We start from the raw sequence: 16,869 nt of genomic DNA on the forward strand, positions 1-16,869 counted from the left end.
GCCCAGCCACAATGAACCCGCCCCCCCAACCCCCAGCGGCAGCGTCAGCGTCACGGCATCTGGTCGCCGATCAGTGCCAGGTTCTGAATCGCCGCCAACCCGTACAGCGCCGTCGTGTTCGTCGACACCCAGGGCGCCTCGCTCCCGGCGACGAGTCCCAGCGGCCCCGTCACCTCCTGCGTGGACCAGTCCGTCGACTCCTTGTAGTCCCACGTGTCGGCGCTGTTGTAGAACTGCCGCCACGCCCGCGCGGCCAGCGCGTCGTCGCCCAGTGCGACCGCCGCGTACGCGTCCTGCCGCGAGTGTCCCTGGAACAGCAGCAGCGACCCGAAGTCGGACCCGTAACGGGCCTTCTGTTCTGCCTTGGTCGCGTTGAAGTAGCGGCAGTAGTCGAGCCACGCCTCCTTGAACTCCGGCATGTCGATCTGGTCGAGCAGTTCGGCGTTGAGCTCGACGAGCCCGAACATCGCCGAGAGGTGCGAGACCCCGACCACGGCCGAGTCCGCGACGGCGAACTTCCCGGTGTCGAGGTCGTACAGCGCACTGCCCTGGACGAACCCGTTGGGCTGCGCGGCGATGGTCTCCATCGTGGACAGCACGCGCGCCCGCGCCTTCTCCCACTTCGGCCCGCGCCGCTCCCACTCGGTGAGCCACGCCGACACGAGCCCGCTCCAGTCGGTGCCGAAGCCGATCGAGAGGGCGTTGCGGTCCGGCTCGTACGGCTCGGTGCGGATCTTGCGGATCGGGTCGAGCACGAGGAACGTCTCGTCGGAGTCGACGTTGGCGTGCATCAGATCGCCGACGCGTTCGTCGCCGGTGAGGAAGTAGTAGTAGCGGCGGTACGTGGTGTTGGCGATACGTTGCTGCTTCGCGCTGTCCGCGTAGTGCTGCACGCCGTGTCGCGTGCCGAGGCCGGCCCACTGCCCCAGGTGGTAGACATCGACCTCGCCCGTGTGCCGCGTCATGGCCTCCGCGAAGCGGAAGATGTCCGCGCGCCCGGAGCGCATGTACGCGAACCAGAGCCATAGGTCGGGCGACAGCTCGGAGTTGTCCCAGGCGTAGCCGCCGACGTCGTAGCACCACTGGTGGCGGCTCGGATCGTACGTGTGCATGATGTCGCCGTAGTCCCAGAAGCCGTACCACCTGCGCATCTCCACCTGGTCCTTGTAGTAGGTGAAGAGGAAGTCGAGATGGTCCTCGATCTTCGCCTTGGCGGTGGTGGAGCGGTCCGGTTCGGCGAACAGCCGGCCGAAGACGCCCGCCCTGATCAGATGCCTGGGCGGAGCGGCGAGCTGCGCCGGCTTGCGCACGGCGGCCACCTGCTTCGCCATCGCCGCGGCGCTCGGCGTCGACTCGTGGGCCCAGAAGAGGAGTTCGCTGGTGCGGGCGATGCCGTAGGGGGTGCCGAAGCCGGGCTCGTAGTCCTCGTAGGTGATGTTGAGGCCTTCGAGCTGTTCGGGGTATGTGTCCTGGCCCATGCCGTCGTGGTAGAAGCGCAGGTCCATGGGCTGCGACTCGGGCGACCAGAGCCACAGGGTGACCTCGGCCTCGTCGGTCTGGGCGTCGCGGATGTCGAGCTGGGCGGGGAACTTCTCCCAGAAGTCCCGCAGCCCGAAGGCGAGTCCGCCGCTCGCGCCGCCCACGTACCCGAAGCCGCTGGCGCGCCGGCCACCGCCCGCGGAGATCCAGCCGTGGCCCTTCTTGGTGCGCTTGCGCACGCCGAAGCCGTCCGCGGACAGCTGCGAGAGGGTGTAGTCGCCCCACTCGGGGATGTACTGCAGCCGGGTGGTCACCCGCTGGTCCCAGGTCGACGGGTCGGGCAGCTTCTGCCCCTCGAACTGGGCCGTCCTGATGGCCGCGCCGGGGTCCCGGCGCAGCCCGGTGACGCCCTTGACCGCCTCGCGCAGCAGCCCGGTCCCCTCCCCGCCGATCCGGATGTGCCGGTCGTACGCGGCGTCACGCATCGGCACCTTGAAGCGCACGCCGATCCCGCGGATGAAGTCGCCGCTCGCCTTGCCGGGTTCCTGGGTGCCGTCGAAGGTGATCGTGTGCACCATGCGGAAGGACTCGCCGCCCGCGTAGAAGTAGAGCCGCACCGAGAAGGGCAGCCAGCTGCGGCTGCCCTTGCGGTGCTTGCCGTCGATGCGGACCACGGCACGGACCGGCCCGTCCTGCTCGACCTCGGCCTGCGCGATGACGCTCTCGAACCGCTCGTACTTCTCGGCGCCCTGGTCGCCGTCCTCGATCTCGGGCTGGCGCAGCAGCACGAGACGGCCGTCCTTGGCGATCTCCGTCGAGCCGCGGACGACGGACTTGACGAGGGTGGCACCGCTTTTGCCGATCTTCGCGGTGATGACCCCGGTCGAGACGGTGATCGTGCCGCCGCTCCTGCCGACCGTGATCTTCTTCTCCGGGGCGGCGGGCGAACCCGCGTCGAGGGTGAGCTTTCCGCTGCCCGCCCCGGGCCCGACCGCGTGCGCGGTCCACTTCAGGGAGCCGTCGGGCCAGTAGCCGATCGGCCAGGACTGGACCGGCACGGCCTTGCCGTCGGCGTCGGTCAGCGCGAACGTCTGGTCCTTGTCGTACGCGCCCTTCGGCCAGGGCACGCCAACGGTCGAGCCGGGGGCCTCGCCGAGGCCGCCGTCCTCCAGCCAGTCCAGGGTCACGGGATCCGCGTCGGCGGCCTCGGCTCTCGGGGCGGCCTGCGCGGCCCGGGCGTCCTGCGCGCCCAGGGCCCAGCTGAACTGGGCGGCGGCTCCGGCGACGGTGGCCGCCTTGAGGAGGGACCTGCGGGGGATGGGGGACATGGCCTTTCCTTTCCTTGCGAGGAGGTCAGGTGCATGACAGAGAGAGGTGCGGCGCCGGGGCGCCGACCTTGTGCGAAGGGGCCAAGACCGTCGGCACGGCCGGTCAGCGGCGGCGCCTGCCGCGTTCCTCCACGGCGAGGGCCGCCGCCGCGACGGCCCCCAGGACGGGGATCGCCAGCGGCGGCACGAACCAGCCGGAGACGGCCACGACGGCCAGTCCCCCGACGAGCAGGAAGGACCCGGCGGGGTCGAGGACGGTACGGCGTCCGGCGGCGGCCAGCAGTTCCCGCCACCGGGCGCCGGGCTCCCAGACGGCCGCCGCGCGCAGCCCGGTGACGGCCAGCCCGATCAGCGCGAACAGCCCCACGGCCCCGACGAACGGGGCGCCGGGAATCCCCGCGCGCACGGCCTGGACGTCCACCCACACCGCGAGGGCGGCGGCCCACCCGGCGAGCCCGGCCTGCCACCCGCCGCGTACGGCCGCACGGAAGTCCGCGACGAACTCCCGCCAGCCGCCCGCCTCATGGCCCGTACGCCGTCGCAGATGCCGTGCCCCGGCGGCGAACGCGGCGGGATAGGTGACCACGGGCAGCGAGGCCACCGCGATCCACACCCCGGTGAGCAGACACTCGGCGAAGAGCGCGAACCGCTCGGCGAAGGCGGATTCACGCCGCGTGACGGTGACGGCGGCCGTACGGGCCTTCGTGCGCGTCTGGGTCATGACCTGATCAGCCCTTCAGACCGGAGGTCGCCATACCGTCGATGAGGTAGCGCTGGAAGGCGAGGAAGAAGGCCAGCACGGGCAGCAGGGCCACCAGTGACATGGCGATCATGCCGCCGTAGTTGGCGACGCCCTCCTGGTCGCGGAACATCATCATGCCGAGGGACACGGTGTACTTGGAAGGTTCGTTGAGGTAGATCAGCGGGCCCATGAAGTCGTTCCAGGCGTTGATGAAGGTGAAGATCGCGCTGGTGATGAGGGCCGGTCGGCACAGCGGCAGCACGATCGACCAGTAGATCCGCAGATGCCCGCAGCCGTCGAGCCGCGCCGCCTCGTCCAGTTCCCTGGGCAGGTTCCGCATGAACTGCACCATGAGGAAGACGAAGAACGCCTCGGTGGCGAGGAACTTGCCGATCAGCAGCGGCACGTACGTATTGATCAGTTCCATCTTCTGGAACATCACGTACTGCGGGATGAGCAGCACGTGGTACGGCAGCAGCAGGGTGCCGATCATCAGCGAGAACATCAGGTTGCGCCCGGCGAACCGGATACGGGCGAACGCGTACGCCGTCAGCGAGCAGGAGACCAGGATGCCGACGACGGAGCCGAGCGCGTAGAAGAGCGAGTTCTGGAAGAACGTGGCGATCGAGATGTCCGCGATGCCGTCGGCCAGCCCCTTGAAGTTCTGGAGGATCGGGCTGGTCGGGAAGAGCTGCAGACTGCCGATGATCTCCCGGCTGGGCTTGAACGAGGCGCCGATGACCCAGACGACGGGATAGAGGACGACCGCGAGGACAAGCAGGGCACCAACGTGCCAGGCGAGCGACCCGCTGGTCCTGCGCCCGAGCGCCAGGGGCCTGCGCGGCGGGACGGCCTTCGTACCGGTGCCGGTACTGGTGGACACGCCGGTGGTCGTGGTGGTGCTCATCGGGAGGCCTCCTCGTAGTGCACCCATCGCTTCTGGGACCAGAAGAGGACGACCGTCACCAGCGCAACGGCGAGCAGCAGCATCCAGGCCATCGCCGAGGCGAAGCCCATCTGGGCCTCCTTGAAGCCCTTCTGGTACAGGTAACAGGTGTAGACGAGCGTGGAGTCGGCCGGTCCGCAGGTCGCGTTGGAGACGACGTACGCGGAGCCGAAGATCTGGAACGAGTGGATGGTCTCCAGCAGCACGTTGAAGAACAGCACCGGGGAAATCATCGGCAGGGTGATGCTCCAGAACCGTTTGAACGGACCCGCGCCGTCGACCTCGGCCGCCTCGTACAGCTCCTTGGGCACCTGCTTCAGGCCGGCCAGGAAGATGACCATGGGGGCGCCGAACTGCCAGACGGTGAGTGCCACCAGGCTGTAGAGCACCCAGTCCGGGTTCCCGACCCAGCCGCCCACGTCGAACCCGAAGAACGACTGCGTACGGTCCACGGCGGCGTCGTCGGAGAACAGCGCGCGCCACACGAAGCCGATGGACACGCTCGCGCCGATCAGCGACGGTGCGTAGAACGCGGCCCGGTAGAAGGCCTGTCCGCGCCGGCTCTGGGCGAGCAGCAGGGCGACCCCGAGTGCGAGGAGCAGCTTCAGCGGGGTGCCGATGACGACGTACTTCGCCGTCACCTCGACCGACTTCTGCCACCGGGGGTCGTCGAGCATCCTGGTGAAGTTGTCGAAGCCGATCCACTTCGGGGAGTCGAAGAGGTTGTAGTCGGTGAACGCGAAATAGAGCGATGCGGCCATGGGCCCCGCGGTCAGCAGCAGAAAGCCCGCGATCCAGGGGGACATGAAGAGGTAGCCGGCCAGGTTCTCCCGGCGGCCCCGCCGCTGCACGGCGACGGGGCGGCCGGGACGCTTCGCCGGGGCATCCGGCGGAGAGTCCTTGATGAGCGTCGTCACTGCTGTTCCCATCAGATGGCGAGGGCGGTCTTCGCCTCGGAGAAGAACTGCTTGACGGCGTCGGAGACCTTGGTCTTGCCCGTCGACATGTCACTGGCGACCCGCAGGAACGCGGCCTCCACGGTGTCGGCGCCCGCCGGGTGCGGCGTGATCGTGCCGAGCAGCCCGGCCGCGGCGACATCCTCCTCGTACTTCGCGATGGCCTGGTTGGGGGCGTCGGTCGGCTTGTACGCCTCGAACTGCTCGGTGGTGGAGAGCAGGCCGCGGTCGTAGCCCATGATCTTGCCGACCTCGGGGTCGTGCACCATGAAGGAGATGAACTGGGCCACTTCCTTGGGGTGCTTGGTCCGCGCGAAGCCGCTCAGCATGAGCGAACCGAGGTACTGGCCGGTCTCCTTGCCGTCGGTCGTGGGGATCGGCGCCAGGCCGTAACTGCTGTCGCCCTCCGTGGCATAGCGCACGGTGAAGTTGTCCCAGGTGAACTCCGACGCCCCGTCTCCGGAGGCCAGCGCCGACTTCGGCTTGAGCTGCTCGACCTTCTTCGGGTCGGTGACGATGCCGGCCTTGACGCGGTTGTAGCCGTCCTGCCACCACTCCGTCAGATCGCTCTCCTCGAAGCCGAGTCCGTCCTCGGTGAAGAACGCCTTGCCGTTCTGGCGCAGATAGAGGTCGTAGAGGTACATGATCCCGAAGTAGCCGGTGTCGCCCGCGACCTTCTGGGTGTCATGGATCTTCTTGAGCGCGGCGAAGTACTCGTCCCAGGTCCAGCCCTGCTCGGCCCGCACACCGGCGGCTTTGAAGACTTTCTCGTCGATGACGAGTGACATGGTGTTGGAGCCGACGGGTACGCCGAGGAGTTTTCCATCGACTTCTCCCACCTTCTCGACTCCGGCGCGGAAGTTCTTGAGGTCCAGATTTCCCGCGTCCACTTGCGACTTGAGGTCGAGCAGAACACTTCTCTTGTCGTACTTCCGCAGGAATGCGATCGCGTTCTGGAATACGTCCGGCGGATTTCCGCCCGCGGCCTGGGTCTGGAACTTCTCCCAAAAGGCCACGTAATCCTGGAAGTCGGTCTTCACCTTGATCTTCGGGTACTTCTTCTCGAAGAGCGCGATGGACTGGTTGATGCGCTTGGCGCGCTCCTCGGCGCCCCACCAGGCGAAGCGGATCTCGACCGTGCCGTCGCCCGATCCGCCGCTGTCGCCCCCACAGCCCGTGGTCGCGGCCAGCCCCGCCGTCGCGAGCGACGCCCCGGCCACCTTGAGGACCGTCCGCCTCTCGACACTCCCGTTCATCCCCACAGTCGGGCCTCCTTGCGACGTCGCTGTCCGCTGCCATGAATCGTTTCAAGTAAGCGCTTGCTGGCACAAGGTACGGAGGCCCTTCGCGGGCGTCAATGATTCGGACAGGAATTGATGTGAAGCGACTCGGGCACGCGTCTGCTTGAACTGGGGCGAATTGACTGCGGAGTTGGGCGACTCCGCAGGTAGGGCGGGGTGGGTCGGGTGGTCGAACGGGAATGGGAGGGGGGGTGGGTTGTGGGGAGAGGGGGGGCTGAAAGGGAGAGCCGGCTCGCCTCTGGGGTTCCCTCGCGGGAAGGGGGCTGCGGTGACTGCCGTCGCCGGACTCACGGTGGCGCTGGGGCGCTGGGGCGCTGGCGAGGTGGGGCTGTGACTGCCTGGGGCTGCAGTGCCTGCGGCGACGGGTGCGTGCGGCTGCGGTGACCGCCGTCGCCGGACTCACGGTGGCGCTGGGGCGCTGGGGCGCTGGCGAGGTGCGGCTGCACTGCCTGCGGCGACGGGTGCGTGGCGAGGGCTGCGGCTGCGGCTGCGGCTGCGGCTGCGGCTGCGGCTGCGGCTGCGGCTGCGGGCAGAACGTCGATAGGCGGCTGGGTCCACGGAACTCGTGGACCCAGCCGCCTATCGGCTGTGTGGGCGATACTGGGATCGAACCAGTGACCTCTTCGGTGTGAACGAAGCGCTCTCCCGCTGAGCTAATCGCCCGGGCGCAGGAAGAAGATTACCCCATGTCAGGGCGTGCATCCGACCGGCCCGTGCGTGCGCGAACCGCCGCTACTCCTTGATGTTCCACGGCATCTCGAAGCCGAACTTCCACACGTACACCCCGACCAGTACGGCGATGATCACCAGCCCGATGGTCGTCAGGATGATGTTGCGGCGCCGGACCTTGGGATCGAGAGCCTTCTGTGTGGCCTCGGTGACTTTGCGTTTCGTCCAGCGGAGGACCAGCTGCGCCCAGACGAACTCGGTCGCCCAGATCGCCATACCGCCGAAGATCACCAGCCAGCCCGGGCCGGGCAGAGGCAGCATGATCACACCGGCCACGACGACCGCGAGACCCACGATGAACACGCCCACCTGCCAGCTCAGGTGCAGCATGCGGCGTGCCTTGATGAATTGCGGCGCACGGGATCCGAGCGCCGGCTCGCTCTTGGTTTCGTCGGCCGCCATGGCGACCTCCCCCGTTCGGTCACTCCCCGTATTCATACGGCCAAACCCTACCGGACGGAAACCGGTCACCGGAATGGTCGTAGTACGCGAACGAGGACTCGGCCGGATGAGGTACCTAAAGACACGCAAAACACTCAGAGGGGTTTACAACGGCACCGTAGGTGGCATGTCGATTTCGCCGACGTGCGAATCCCCGAGCGCACACTGAGCGAAAGGCCCTGGCGCTTATGAACACCACGGTCAGCTGCGAGCTGCACCTGCGCCTCGTTGTGTCGAGCGAGTCCTCTCTGCCTGTCCCCGCAGGCCTGCGGTACGACACGGCCGATCCCTACGCCGTGCACGCCACCTTCCACACCGGAGCGGAGGAGACTGTCGAGTGGGTGTTCGCCCGCGACCTTCTCGCCGAGGGCCTGCATCGGCCCACCGGTACCGGCGACGTCAGAGTCTGGCCGTCGCGCAGTCACGGTCAGGGCGTCGTGTGCATCGCCTTGAGCTCTCCGGAGGGCGAAGCTCTGCTGGAGGCCCCGGCGCGGGCCCTGGAGTCCTTCCTGAAGCGAACCGACGCCGCTGTGCCTCCCGGCACGGAACACCGGCACTTCGATCTCGACACGGAGCTCTCACACATCCTGGCCGAAAGCTAGGACGAGGCTTCGCTCCAAGCCGCCCGGCGCCGTCCACTCGGGGAGACGGCTCGGGCTCAGACAACCGCATATGGGTCGCACGGGCGCCGTCTCCGCGTTTGCCGCGGGGGCGGCGCGTGTGCGTTGCGCTGGCCGCGTGGCCAGGGGGGTGGGGCTGCGTGTTGTGAGCCCCTGATCACCGTCTCGGGCTGAGCGCGCCGTTCCCCGCGCCCCCCAGGGGGTGGGGGTGCGCCTCGTGCCCCACCTGATCGCCGTCCCGGGCTGAGCGCGCCGTTCCCCGCGCCCCCAAACCGGTGCGTGGGGGTGCGCCTCGTACCGCCCCCGACCGCCGCCCCGGGCCGGGCGCGCCGTTCCCCGCGCCCCCCAGGGGGTGGGGGTGCGCCTCGTACCGCACCTGATCGCCGCCCCGGGCTGAGCGCGCCGTTCCCCGCGCCCCCAGGCCGGCGGGTGGGGGTGCGCCTCGTGCCGCACCTGATCGCCGTCCCGAGCTGAGCGCGCCGTTCCCCGCGCCCCCAGGCCGGTGCGTGGGGGTGCGCCTTGTGCCGCCCCTGAACGCCGTCCCGGGCCGGGCGGGCCGTTCTCCGCGGTCCCGAGCCCTTGGGCGCGGTCCCTGGTGGGGTGGAGCCGCTAGCATCGGCCAGCATCGGCGGGCGTTCGCCCGACCTTCAGGCCAGGGAGCGAAACGTGCTGATCACCCACGACACCCGGTGCGCCCTCGACACCGTGGTCGATCTGGTGAACACCGCACCGGATGACGACACCCCGGACGGACTCGCGAACCTCGCGGCGCTGCTCGACTTCGTGCGAAAACACGACATGAGCGATGTCGGGACCCTGTCCGAGCTGGACCTCTCGGCGGTGCGCCGGATCCGGGGACGCTTCGCCGCGGTCTTCGCCGCCCCGGACGCCCGTACCGCCGCCTCGCTCATCAATGAACTGGTCGCCGCCGCCGGCACCACCCCGCGCCTGACGAACCACGACGGTTACGACTGGCACGTGCACTACTTCGCGCCCGGCGCGTCCGTCGCCGACCATCTCGCCGCGGACTGCGGCATGGCGCTGGCCTTCTTCGTCGTGGCCGGAGAAGAGGAGCGGCTGCGCCGCTGCGAGGCGCCGGACTGCCGCCACGCCTTCGTCGACCTCTCCCGCAACCGCTCCCGCCGCTACTGCGACAGCCGCACCTGCGGAAACCGCCTGCATGTGGCCGCGTACCGTGCGCGGCGCAAGGAAGCGGCAGGCTGACGGAGTCCGCAGCGGGTGGCGCCGGGGACTCCGCATACGGCTCAGAGCAGCAGCAGATCGTGCAGCGAAGCCATGAGCAGCAAACAGCCGATCACCGCAAGGAAGATCATCAGCGGTGGCTGGGAAAGCGCGAAGAGACAACCCCGCCGTTCCTCGGGAGGAACAACGGTGTCGCTCTGGGTTGTGTCCAGCATCTCGCCGCGATGATGACGCAGCCGGGACGCCCTACGCGATCAACACGCCCGGATTATGGGGGAGTTAGCCGAAATCCGTGACACGGCGTTCCACGATCTGGGATAGGCGGGTGCGAGCGGTCACCGCGACGGGTCGTGGACGGGGATCGCGGAGGGTTGTCGCGCGTCCGTCGCGCGCTCCGTCCGCGCATCAGGAGATCTTCGCGTGCCTCTGATTCTTCATATCCCGTGCTTTTTCAGGATGGCCTCGATGTCGCTGAAGTCGTCACCCGCGGGGGCCTTGCGCGGCTTGCTCTCGGGACGGGCCGCGGGGCGGGCCGCCGCCGGGCCGAGCGAGGGAGCCGAGGCCGCGGGGGCCACCGCGTCGCGCTGCGCGGCCCGGGCCGCCCTGCGCTCCTTGCGGGTCCCGCCCGAACGCCGCTCCACGGCGCGCGTGGTCATGAACAGCAGCCAGGCCGCCCCGAGCACACCGAAACCGGCCCAGGCCGTCGGGCTGAAGGCCGTGTCGGCCGCCCATTCGACGACCCCGGTCATCACCAGACCGAGCGGCACCAGCGAGTACGCGGCGAGGCGGGCCGCGGTGAGGAAACGCTTGCGGTACGCGGTGACCGCGGCGATGCCCAGGCCTGCCGCGGCGACGGCGGAACAGACGGTCTCGGCAATCATCCGGTCCTCCAGGCAGGGCGGGCGGGGTCGGGCAGGGGCACTTCGTCCCTTCCATCCTGCACCGCCGCCCGCCCGGTATGCCATGGTCCGGGGAGACCTCAGGGACATCTCCGGGTCGGGTCCTCCTGAGGTGCCGGTCCAGGTAGGCGCGCGGTACAGGTGCCGCCCGGAGGTCCCGGTTGGGACGCGTGGGTCCCGGCTGGGAGACTGGCCCCATGAGCGACTCCTCCCCCGCCGGTCCCGCCGCCCCCGTCCTGGACATCTGGTGCGAACTGCAGTGCCCGGACTGCCGCAGTGCCCTCGACGACCTGCGCGCGCTGCGTGCCCGCTACGGCGACCGGCTGGAGCTGCGGCTGCGGCACTTCCCGCTGGAGAAGCACAAGCACGCGTTCGCGGCGGCCCAGGCCGCCGAGGAGGCCGCGGAACAGGGCAAGGCCTGGCCGTACGTCGAGGCGGTGCTGGAGCGTGTGCCGGAGCTGGACCGTGACGGGGAGGCGGTCCTCCTCGATGTGGCCCGCGGGCTCGGCCTGGACGTCGAGGAGTTCGACACGGCCCTCATCGACGGCCGGCACATCCTGATCGTCGACGCCGACCAGGCCGAGGGCAAGGCCATCGGCGTGACCGGCACGCCCACGTACGTCATCGACGGCGAGCGCCTCGACGGCGGCAAGAGCCAGGACGGGCTGCGCGAGCGCGTCGAGGAGATCGTGGACCGGCTGCTGGCCGGGCAGGAGGCCTGACACCCGCCCCCTCCGGCAGCTCCGGGCTCCCGCGGCTACAGCAGGTCCTTGTAGAAGTGGTACGTGGTCGTCTCGTACCCCAGTGACTCGTAGAGCCGCTCTGCCGGGGTGTTGCCCGCGAAGACGTTCAGGCGGACGCCTGCGCGTCCCGCGGCGCTCGCCCGCGCCTCCGCCAGCAGCATCAGCGAGCGGCCGTGCCCCCGGCCCCGGTGTCCCTCGTCGGCCTCAACGCGGTAGACGAACGCCCAGCCGTCCCGCGCCGCCACCCACAGCACGCCCACCGGAGTTCCGTCGTGCTCCAGGACGTCGAGGTCCGTGCCGGCGCTGCCGACCCCGTCCGGCAGCAGGGCGGCGTAGTCACGGTCGGCCTTGGTGCGGGCCTCGGCCCCGGGCACCCCGCGGGTGATCCACTCCTGGGTGTAGGCCTCCTTGGCCCGCACCACCCAGGAGCCGAACTCGGCCTCCGTCATGGGGCGTCCCCGGCTGCCGGCCGGGAGTTCGGGCGCGCTCTCGCCGAGCCGCTTCTCCATCGCGCGGTTGCGGACCACGTAACCGAGGGCCGTCGCGAGTCGCAGGGCCCGCGCCGCGTCGGCGGGTACCGACACCTCGATCCGCCCGCAGCCCCAGCCGCGCGCCACCTCCTCCGCGGCGAGCGCGGCCACCGTGCCCCGGCCGCGTCCCCGGTCCGACTCCTCGATGCCCAGTTCACGGATCCGGGCGACGGGCGGTCGGGAACCGGGGTCGGTCGCGAGATGTATCGCGCCCACGGGACGGCTGTTCACACACACCGTGTAGTGGCGGGAGAGCGCCCCGTCGGCGTCGCGCTGAAGCGGCTCGGTCGGCCGCAGGGTGGTGGTCATCAGGGGTGTTGTACCCGCCCGGACGCCCTCACGCCATCGAGTTCGGCCGTCGGTTCCGGCGGGTCGACCGCACGACGACCCGCCGGCTGAGCAACGCGGCGGCCGGATCGGGGGCCGGCTCAGGGATCGAGGTCGTCGGCCGCCCGCTCGGCGAAGATCCGCATGGCCTTCGCGGTCACCGGGCCCGGCGCGTCCGGCAGTTCGCGGCCGTCGACCCGGTGCACGGCCTGCACATCGCGCAGCGTCGAGGTCAGGAAGACCTCCTCGGCCCGCTCCAGGACGTCCAGCGGGAGGTCGGTCTCCTTGGCGCCGGTCCACTCGACGGTGAGGGCGCGGGTGATGCCCGCGAGGCAGCCGGAGGCGACGGGCGGGGTGTGGATCTCCCCGTCGAGGACGACGAAGACATTCGACCCCGTGCCCTCGCAGAGCTGCCCGACCGTGTTCGCGAACAGCGCCTCGGAACCGCCCTGCTCGTGCGCGCGGGCGAGGGCGACGACGTTCTCGGCGTACGAGGTCGTCTTGAGGCCCGTCAGCGCGCCACGCTCGTTGCGGGTCCAGGGGACGGTGATCACGGCGGTGGAGTCGGGGCGGCGGCCGGACTCCGCCAGCGCCACGACCAGGGTCGGCCCCTGCTCCCCGCGGTCCGAGCCGAGCGGCCCGTACCCGCCGGTGTACGTGATCCGCAGGCGGCCGAGCGGCATGGGATTGGCATCCAGGACGGCCGCGCAGGCCCTGAGCAGCTCGTCGCGGTCGGGCTCGGGCAGTCCGAGGCCGCGCGCCGAGCGCGCCAGGCGGTCGAGGTGCCGGGTGAGCGCGAAGGTGCGCCCTTCGGTCGCCTTCACCGTCTCGAAGATGCCGTCGCCCACCGTCAGTCCGTGGTCGAACACGGAGACACGGGCCGACTCGCTGTCCTGCAGCCCGCCGTCGAGCCAGATCTTCACTGAACCTCACCTCACGAGAACGACGAGAACGTGCCGAGTCACCGGCCTGGCGTGCTCTTGTGGCCGGAGACTCCGGGGCCCTGCGCGGACGTGAGCCCACCCGCCTCACCCGCGTCGTACGCCCCTGGGTACTCCCCCGACGCTACAGCGAGCAGCCGCGCGGCCTTCAGCTCGGTCTCCTCCCACTCCCGCTGGGGGTCCGAGCCCCAGGTGATGCCCGCCCCGGAGCCGAAGCGCAGCACACCCTCGGCCCGGTCGATCCAGAAGGTACGGATCCCGACGGCCAGTTCCCCGGTGCCGCGGTCGGCGTCGACCCAGCCGATGCCTCCGCAGTACGGCCCGCGGGGAGCCGTCTCCAGTTCCTCGATGATCCGCAGGGCGCTGGACTTGGGGGCGCCGGTGACGGATCCGGGCGGGAACGCCGCGCCCAGCAGTTCCGGCCAGCCCACGTCCTCGCGCAGTTCGCCGCGGACGGTGGAGACGAGGTGGACGAGCCCGGGGTGCTTCTCGACGACGCACAGATCGGGCACGGTCACGCTGCCCGTGGCGCACACCCGGCCCAGGTCGTTGCGGACCAGGTCCACGATCATCACGTTCTCGGCGTGGTCCTTCTCCAGGAGGTCCGCCTCGGTGCGTCCCGTCCCCTTGATCGGACCCGACTCGACGGCACGGTCGGCGCGGCGCAGGAAGAGTTCGGGGGACGCGGTGGCTATCTCGACCCCGTGCCCCGGCAGCCGAATCGTTCCGGCGTACGGTGCCGGGTTGCCGCGGGCCAGCAGGGCGGTCAGCGCGTCCACGTCGGCGTCCGGGGCGACGGGCGCGGACAGGACCCGGCAGAGGTTCGCCTGGTACACCTCGCCCGTCGCGATGAGCTCCCGTATGCGGCGTACACCCGCCGTGTACGCGGCGCGGTCGAGCGACGACGTCCAGTCGCCGGCGGCCGGTCCCGTCCACTCCCCCGGTACCGGCGCCGGTACCGCCTCGGGCCGAACCTCCGCGAAACGGGCACAGAGCACGCGGCCCTCGAAGTCGGCGCTGACGGCCCAGAAGCCACGGGAGTCGAGCGCCGCGGGGTCGTCGGTGACATCGACGAGGCCGGTCGCGACGAGGCCGCCGAAGCGGGCGAGAGCTGGGAGGTCGTGCACAACCGTGAGTCTATGGTGGGTGACCTGCGGGTGCCTCGGCCGTGTCCTGGAGCGGGCGTAACGCAGCACGCTGCGCAAACGCGTTTTTGTGCTGGCCCCGGTATCCGCTAGAGTTCAACACGTCGCCGGGACGCGAGAGCCGACCGGAAACGACAAGCGGACGTAGCTCAGTTGGTAGAGCGCAACCTTGCCAAGGTTGAGGTCGCCAGTTCGAACCTGGTCGTCCGCTCGCAGGAAGTGGGGGATCTTCCCGACCCCCCGCACTCCTGGTGGAGTGGCCGAGAGGCGAGGCAACGGCCTGCAAAGCCGTCTACACGGGTTCAAATCCCGTCTCCACCTCCAAGGACGATTAGCTCAGCGGGAGAGCGCTTCCCTGACACGGAAGAGGTCACTGGTTCAATCCCAGTATCGTCCACTGATCCGGTTCGCCGGATCCCCGCGCGATTAGCTCAGCGGGAGAGCGCTTCCCTGACACGGAAGAGGTCACTGGTTCAATCCCAGTATCGCGCACGCAGTACAGGCAGCAGGAAGTACGAGCAGTACGCGGTACATGAGCAGTACGCATCACCAGCAGGTCCCACCCGCGCGATTAGCTCAGCGGGAGAGCGCTTCCCTGACACGGAAGAGGTCACTGGTTCAATCCCAGTATCGCGCACCAGCCGAAGCCCCCGGCCGTCTCGTACGGTCGGGGGCTTCGTCGTTCCTCGGAGCCGGCGCTCACCGGTCAGGGCCGGCTCCGAACGGTCAGGAGGAGAAGAGCATGTGGCCGAAGCTCTTCTGACGCTTGTGACCGTGGCCGTAGTGGCCGCCGTGCCCGCCGTGCTGCGGAGCGCCCCAGGCGGGTGCGGGAGCGGACGGGTAGGCCTGCGGGGCGCCCGGGGGCGGCGGGCCGGGCTGCGACCACTGGCCTTCCAGGCGGGTCAGCGACTCCAGCTCGCCGTAGTCGAGAAAGATCCCGCGGCAGCCGCTGCACTGCTCGATCTGGACACCATTGCGGTTGTACGTGTGCATCGGCGCGTGGCACTTCGGACACTGCATGCTCGGCTCAACTCCTCGCCTGTCGGTACTGCTTCCGCCAGGACAGACTCTGTCCGGCTGCGGTCGGTTGCACCCTACGTCGCGCAGTCTCCCGCCAACTCCGGCGGGTGCGCTGCCATTCGGTCACATGCGTCGATCACGGACGTCTCGACCTCGTCCAACGAGCGCCCGGCCGCGACCGACTTGGCGATCGCCTGGGCCGCGGTCTGCACGCTCAGGGCACGGGCCGGGACGTCGAGGGCCGGCCAGGGGTCGCCGTCCGCCGGGACGGCCGTGCCCCCTGCCTCGCGGTACGCGGTGAGGAAGCGGGTCCACTCGTCGGGCGGCAGCAGCCCGCAGGCGAACCAGGCCGCTGGACGGGCCAGGTCCCAGGCGGGGTCGCCGAGGCCGAGGTCGTCGATGTCGATGAGCAGCCAGGCGCCGCTCCCCGACCGCACCAGCTGGCCCAGATGGAGATCGCCGTGGCACAGCGTGCCCAGGTCCGGCATCGGGGCCTCGTCCCGCGCCCAGGCGGGCAGGACGGCCCAGGCGCGCAGTACGGGGCCGGCCGCCGGATGCGGTCCCGCCGCCAGGAGCCGGGCGACCGCGCGGGCCGCCTTCGCCGGGCCGCGCATGGGAGGCAGGCCGGGCGCGAGGACGGAGTCCGGGGTCCGGTGGAGCCGGGCGAGAAGGGTCGCCGCCGCCTCCCAGGGGGCGGCGTCCGGGTCGTCGCGGTCCACGGGAGTGCCGTAGGACCAGAAGGTGACCGGTCGGCCGGCCAGCTCGGCCGTGCCCGGCCCGTGCGGTGGCAGCAGGATGCCGTCGAGCGCGGGGTGCGCGGCCACGGCCAGCCGCGCCGCGAGCTCCGCGGGGTCGGTGCCGGTGGCGTGCGCCTTCGCCACCGTGCCGCCGTGCCGGACGACCGTGCCGTCGGGCCGGTCGGCCAGCACGGAGGTGCCCGTGCCGCAGACGCAGACCTCCTCCGCCGGATGGGCGGCGGCCCGCACCTTCGCCCTGAGCGCGGGCAGCACATCTGTGGTCACTCGGGTCCCCCTCAAGTCGTACGTCCCGGTCCCGTCCGGTCGCGAGCGTCCTGCCTGGCCCCGACCGGTCCCGAACGGTTCCGACCGTCCTGTCCGGTCCCGACCGGTTCCGACCGTCCTGCCCGGTCCCGACCGGTTCCGTCCCCGGTTCCGTCGCGTGTGGGCGGGTCCCAGGGTCTCAGGGGCGTACGCGGAGGATGTCAGGAGCGTGCGCAGGCAAAGCAATGCGGGCGCAGCTCCCCAGCTGCGCCCGCATCTTTTGCCGTCCGCCGCACCCCCGTCCCCACGGGGTTTCATGGCCGGATGTCCCCGCCCGGACCGCTCTTCCGGGCCTGGGGCGCCGCTCAGCGCCCCAGCATCACGCCCACGGACGACGCCTGTGTGACCACTGCCTCCCAGCCGCCGAAGACGACCACGAGCAGGGTGGCCAGGGGGAGAACCATGGCCGTCGCCCCCACGGGGGGGGGGCGGCCGGGCCCGCGGGGCCCCAACCCGGC

16 protein-coding genes and 6 tRNA genes are annotated in these 16,869 nt (G+C 70.4%); 8 read left to right on the forward strand and 14 right to left on the reverse strand.

The window, feature by feature from the left end; genetic code table 11:
• Window positions 1–50 precede the first annotated feature (50 nt).
• The 7 genes from ACFWGJ_RS29185 to ACFWGJ_RS29215 all read right to left on the reverse strand — a co-directional run bounded on the left by ACFWGJ_RS29185 (window position 51) and on the right by ACFWGJ_RS29215 (window position 7,919).
• Window positions 51–2,807 (reverse strand): Tat pathway signal sequence domain protein, encoded by a 2,757-nt coding sequence (locus ACFWGJ_RS29185; protein WP_387330487.1) that lies wholly within the window; start codon window positions 2,805–2,807, stop codon window positions 51–53.
• A 103-nt stretch (window positions 2,808–2,910) separates the two neighbouring features.
• Window positions 2,911–3,528 (reverse strand): hypothetical protein, encoded by a 618-nt coding sequence (locus tag ACFWGJ_RS29190; RefSeq protein WP_387330489.1) that lies wholly within the window; start codon window positions 3,526–3,528, stop codon window positions 2,911–2,913.
• A gap of 7 nt (window positions 3,529–3,535) precedes the next feature.
• Entirely contained in the window at window positions 3,536–4,456 is a 921-nt protein-coding gene (locus ACFWGJ_RS29195; RefSeq protein WP_387330491.1) for a carbohydrate ABC transporter permease, read from the reverse strand.
• A complete protein-coding gene (locus tag ACFWGJ_RS29200; protein WP_387330494.1) occupies window positions 4,453–5,424 on the reverse strand; it encodes a carbohydrate ABC transporter permease in 972 nt (323 codons plus the stop codon). The genes ACFWGJ_RS29195 and ACFWGJ_RS29200 overlap by 4 nt, the downstream gene beginning before the upstream one ends.
• Window positions 5,424–6,707 carry an ABC transporter substrate-binding protein gene (locus ACFWGJ_RS29205; RefSeq protein ID WP_387330497.1) on the reverse strand — a complete coding sequence of 428 codons (1,284 nt, stop codon included), beginning with the start codon at window positions 6,705–6,707 and terminating at the stop codon, window positions 5,424–5,426. Before ACFWGJ_RS29205 ends, ACFWGJ_RS29200 begins: the two co-directional genes overlap by 1 nt.
• Window positions 6,708–7,343: 636 nt before the next feature.
• Window positions 7,344–7,415 (reverse strand) — tRNA-Val (locus ACFWGJ_RS29210).
• Between the two features lie 69 nt (window positions 7,416–7,484).
• Complete coding sequence (locus ACFWGJ_RS29215) at window positions 7,485–7,919, reverse strand: TIGR02611 family protein (RefSeq protein WP_387330500.1); 435 nt, start codon at window positions 7,917–7,919, stop codon at window positions 7,485–7,487.
• 191 nt (window positions 7,920–8,110) lie between these two features.
• Between ACFWGJ_RS29215 and ACFWGJ_RS29220 the strand changes: the two genes are divergently transcribed.
• On the forward strand, window positions 8,111–8,524 hold the full coding sequence (locus tag ACFWGJ_RS29220; RefSeq protein ID WP_003959770.1) for an SsgA family sporulation/cell division regulator: 414 nt from the start codon (window positions 8,111–8,113) through the stop codon (window positions 8,522–8,524).
• 684 nt (window positions 8,525–9,208) lie between these two features.
• A complete protein-coding gene (locus ACFWGJ_RS29225) occupies window positions 9,209–9,766 on the forward strand; it encodes a CGNR zinc finger domain-containing protein (RefSeq protein WP_387330503.1) in 558 nt (185 codons plus the stop codon).
• Between the two features lie 41 nt (window positions 9,767–9,807).
• Here the strand turns inward: ACFWGJ_RS29225 and ACFWGJ_RS29230 are convergent, their stop codons facing one another.
• Together ACFWGJ_RS29230 and ACFWGJ_RS29235 are read right to left on the reverse strand one after the other, a co-directional pair.
• The gene (locus tag ACFWGJ_RS29230; RefSeq protein WP_189772695.1) at window positions 9,808–9,960 is read right to left on the reverse strand and encodes a hypothetical protein; all 153 of its coding nucleotides are present in this window, start codon (window positions 9,958–9,960) and stop codon (window positions 9,808–9,810) included.
• Between the two features lie 219 nt (window positions 9,961–10,179).
• Window positions 10,180–10,626 carry a hypothetical protein gene (locus ACFWGJ_RS29235; RefSeq protein WP_387330506.1) on the reverse strand — a complete coding sequence of 149 codons (447 nt, stop codon included), beginning with the start codon at window positions 10,624–10,626 and terminating at the stop codon, window positions 10,180–10,182.
• A 215-nt stretch (window positions 10,627–10,841) separates the two neighbouring features.
• On the opposite strand from ACFWGJ_RS29235, the gene ACFWGJ_RS29240 reads away from it, so the two are divergent.
• Complete coding sequence (locus ACFWGJ_RS29240) at window positions 10,842–11,366, forward strand: DsbA family protein (protein ID WP_387330509.1); 525 nt, start codon at window positions 10,842–10,844, stop codon at window positions 11,364–11,366.
• Between the two features lie 35 nt (window positions 11,367–11,401).
• Here ACFWGJ_RS29240 and ACFWGJ_RS29245 read toward each other — a convergent pair whose 3' ends face one another.
• From ACFWGJ_RS29245 to ACFWGJ_RS29255, 3 genes are all read right to left on the reverse strand, one after another.
• Window positions 11,402–12,226: a GNAT family N-acetyltransferase gene (locus tag ACFWGJ_RS29245; RefSeq protein WP_387330512.1), complete on the reverse strand. Its 825-nt coding sequence runs from the start codon at window positions 12,224–12,226 to the stop codon at window positions 11,402–11,404.
• 119 nt (window positions 12,227–12,345) lie between these two features.
• Window positions 12,346–13,167: an aminotransferase class IV gene (locus tag ACFWGJ_RS29250; protein WP_387330515.1), complete on the reverse strand. Its 822-nt coding sequence runs from the start codon at window positions 13,165–13,167 to the stop codon at window positions 12,346–12,348.
• Between the two features lie 38 nt (window positions 13,168–13,205).
• The gene (locus tag ACFWGJ_RS29255) at window positions 13,206–14,312 is read right to left on the reverse strand and encodes a chorismate-binding protein (protein ID WP_387330518.1); all 1,107 of its coding nucleotides are present in this window, start codon (window positions 14,310–14,312) and stop codon (window positions 13,206–13,208) included.
• Window positions 14,313–14,468: 156 nt separating this feature from the next.
• Here ACFWGJ_RS29255 and ACFWGJ_RS29260 point away from each other — a divergent pair.
• From ACFWGJ_RS29260 to ACFWGJ_RS29280, 5 genes are all read left to right on the forward strand, one after another.
• Window positions 14,469–14,541 (forward strand) — tRNA-Gly (locus ACFWGJ_RS29260).
• Window positions 14,542–14,580: 39 nt separating this feature from the next.
• A tRNA-Cys gene (locus ACFWGJ_RS29265) sits at window positions 14,581–14,654 on the forward strand.
• A gap of 1 nt (window position 14,655) precedes the next feature.
• A tRNA-Val gene (locus ACFWGJ_RS29270) sits at window positions 14,656–14,727 on the forward strand.
• A gap of 23 nt (window positions 14,728–14,750) precedes the next feature.
• Window positions 14,751–14,822 (forward strand) — tRNA-Val (locus ACFWGJ_RS29275).
• 73 nt (window positions 14,823–14,895) lie between these two features.
• A tRNA-Val gene (locus tag ACFWGJ_RS29280) sits at window positions 14,896–14,970 on the forward strand.
• 86 nt (window positions 14,971–15,056) lie between these two features.
• Here ACFWGJ_RS29280 and ACFWGJ_RS29285 read toward each other — a convergent pair.
• Both ACFWGJ_RS29285 and ACFWGJ_RS29290 read right to left on the reverse strand, forming a co-directional pair.
• The gene (locus ACFWGJ_RS29285; RefSeq protein ID WP_387330521.1) at window positions 15,057–15,350 is read right to left on the reverse strand and encodes a zf-TFIIB domain-containing protein; all 294 of its coding nucleotides are present in this window, start codon (window positions 15,348–15,350) and stop codon (window positions 15,057–15,059) included.
• A 74-nt stretch (window positions 15,351–15,424) separates the two neighbouring features.
• Window positions 15,425–16,372 carry a phosphotransferase gene (locus tag ACFWGJ_RS29290; protein WP_387330524.1) on the reverse strand — a complete coding sequence of 316 codons (948 nt, stop codon included), beginning with the start codon at window positions 16,370–16,372 and terminating at the stop codon, window positions 15,425–15,427.
• Window positions 16,373–16,869: the final 497 nt, after the last annotated feature.

It is taken from the genome of Streptomyces sp. NPDC060205 (genome assembly GCF_042728395.1).
Taxonomy (GTDB): domain Bacteria; phylum Actinomycetota; class Actinomycetes; order Streptomycetales; family Streptomycetaceae; genus Streptomyces.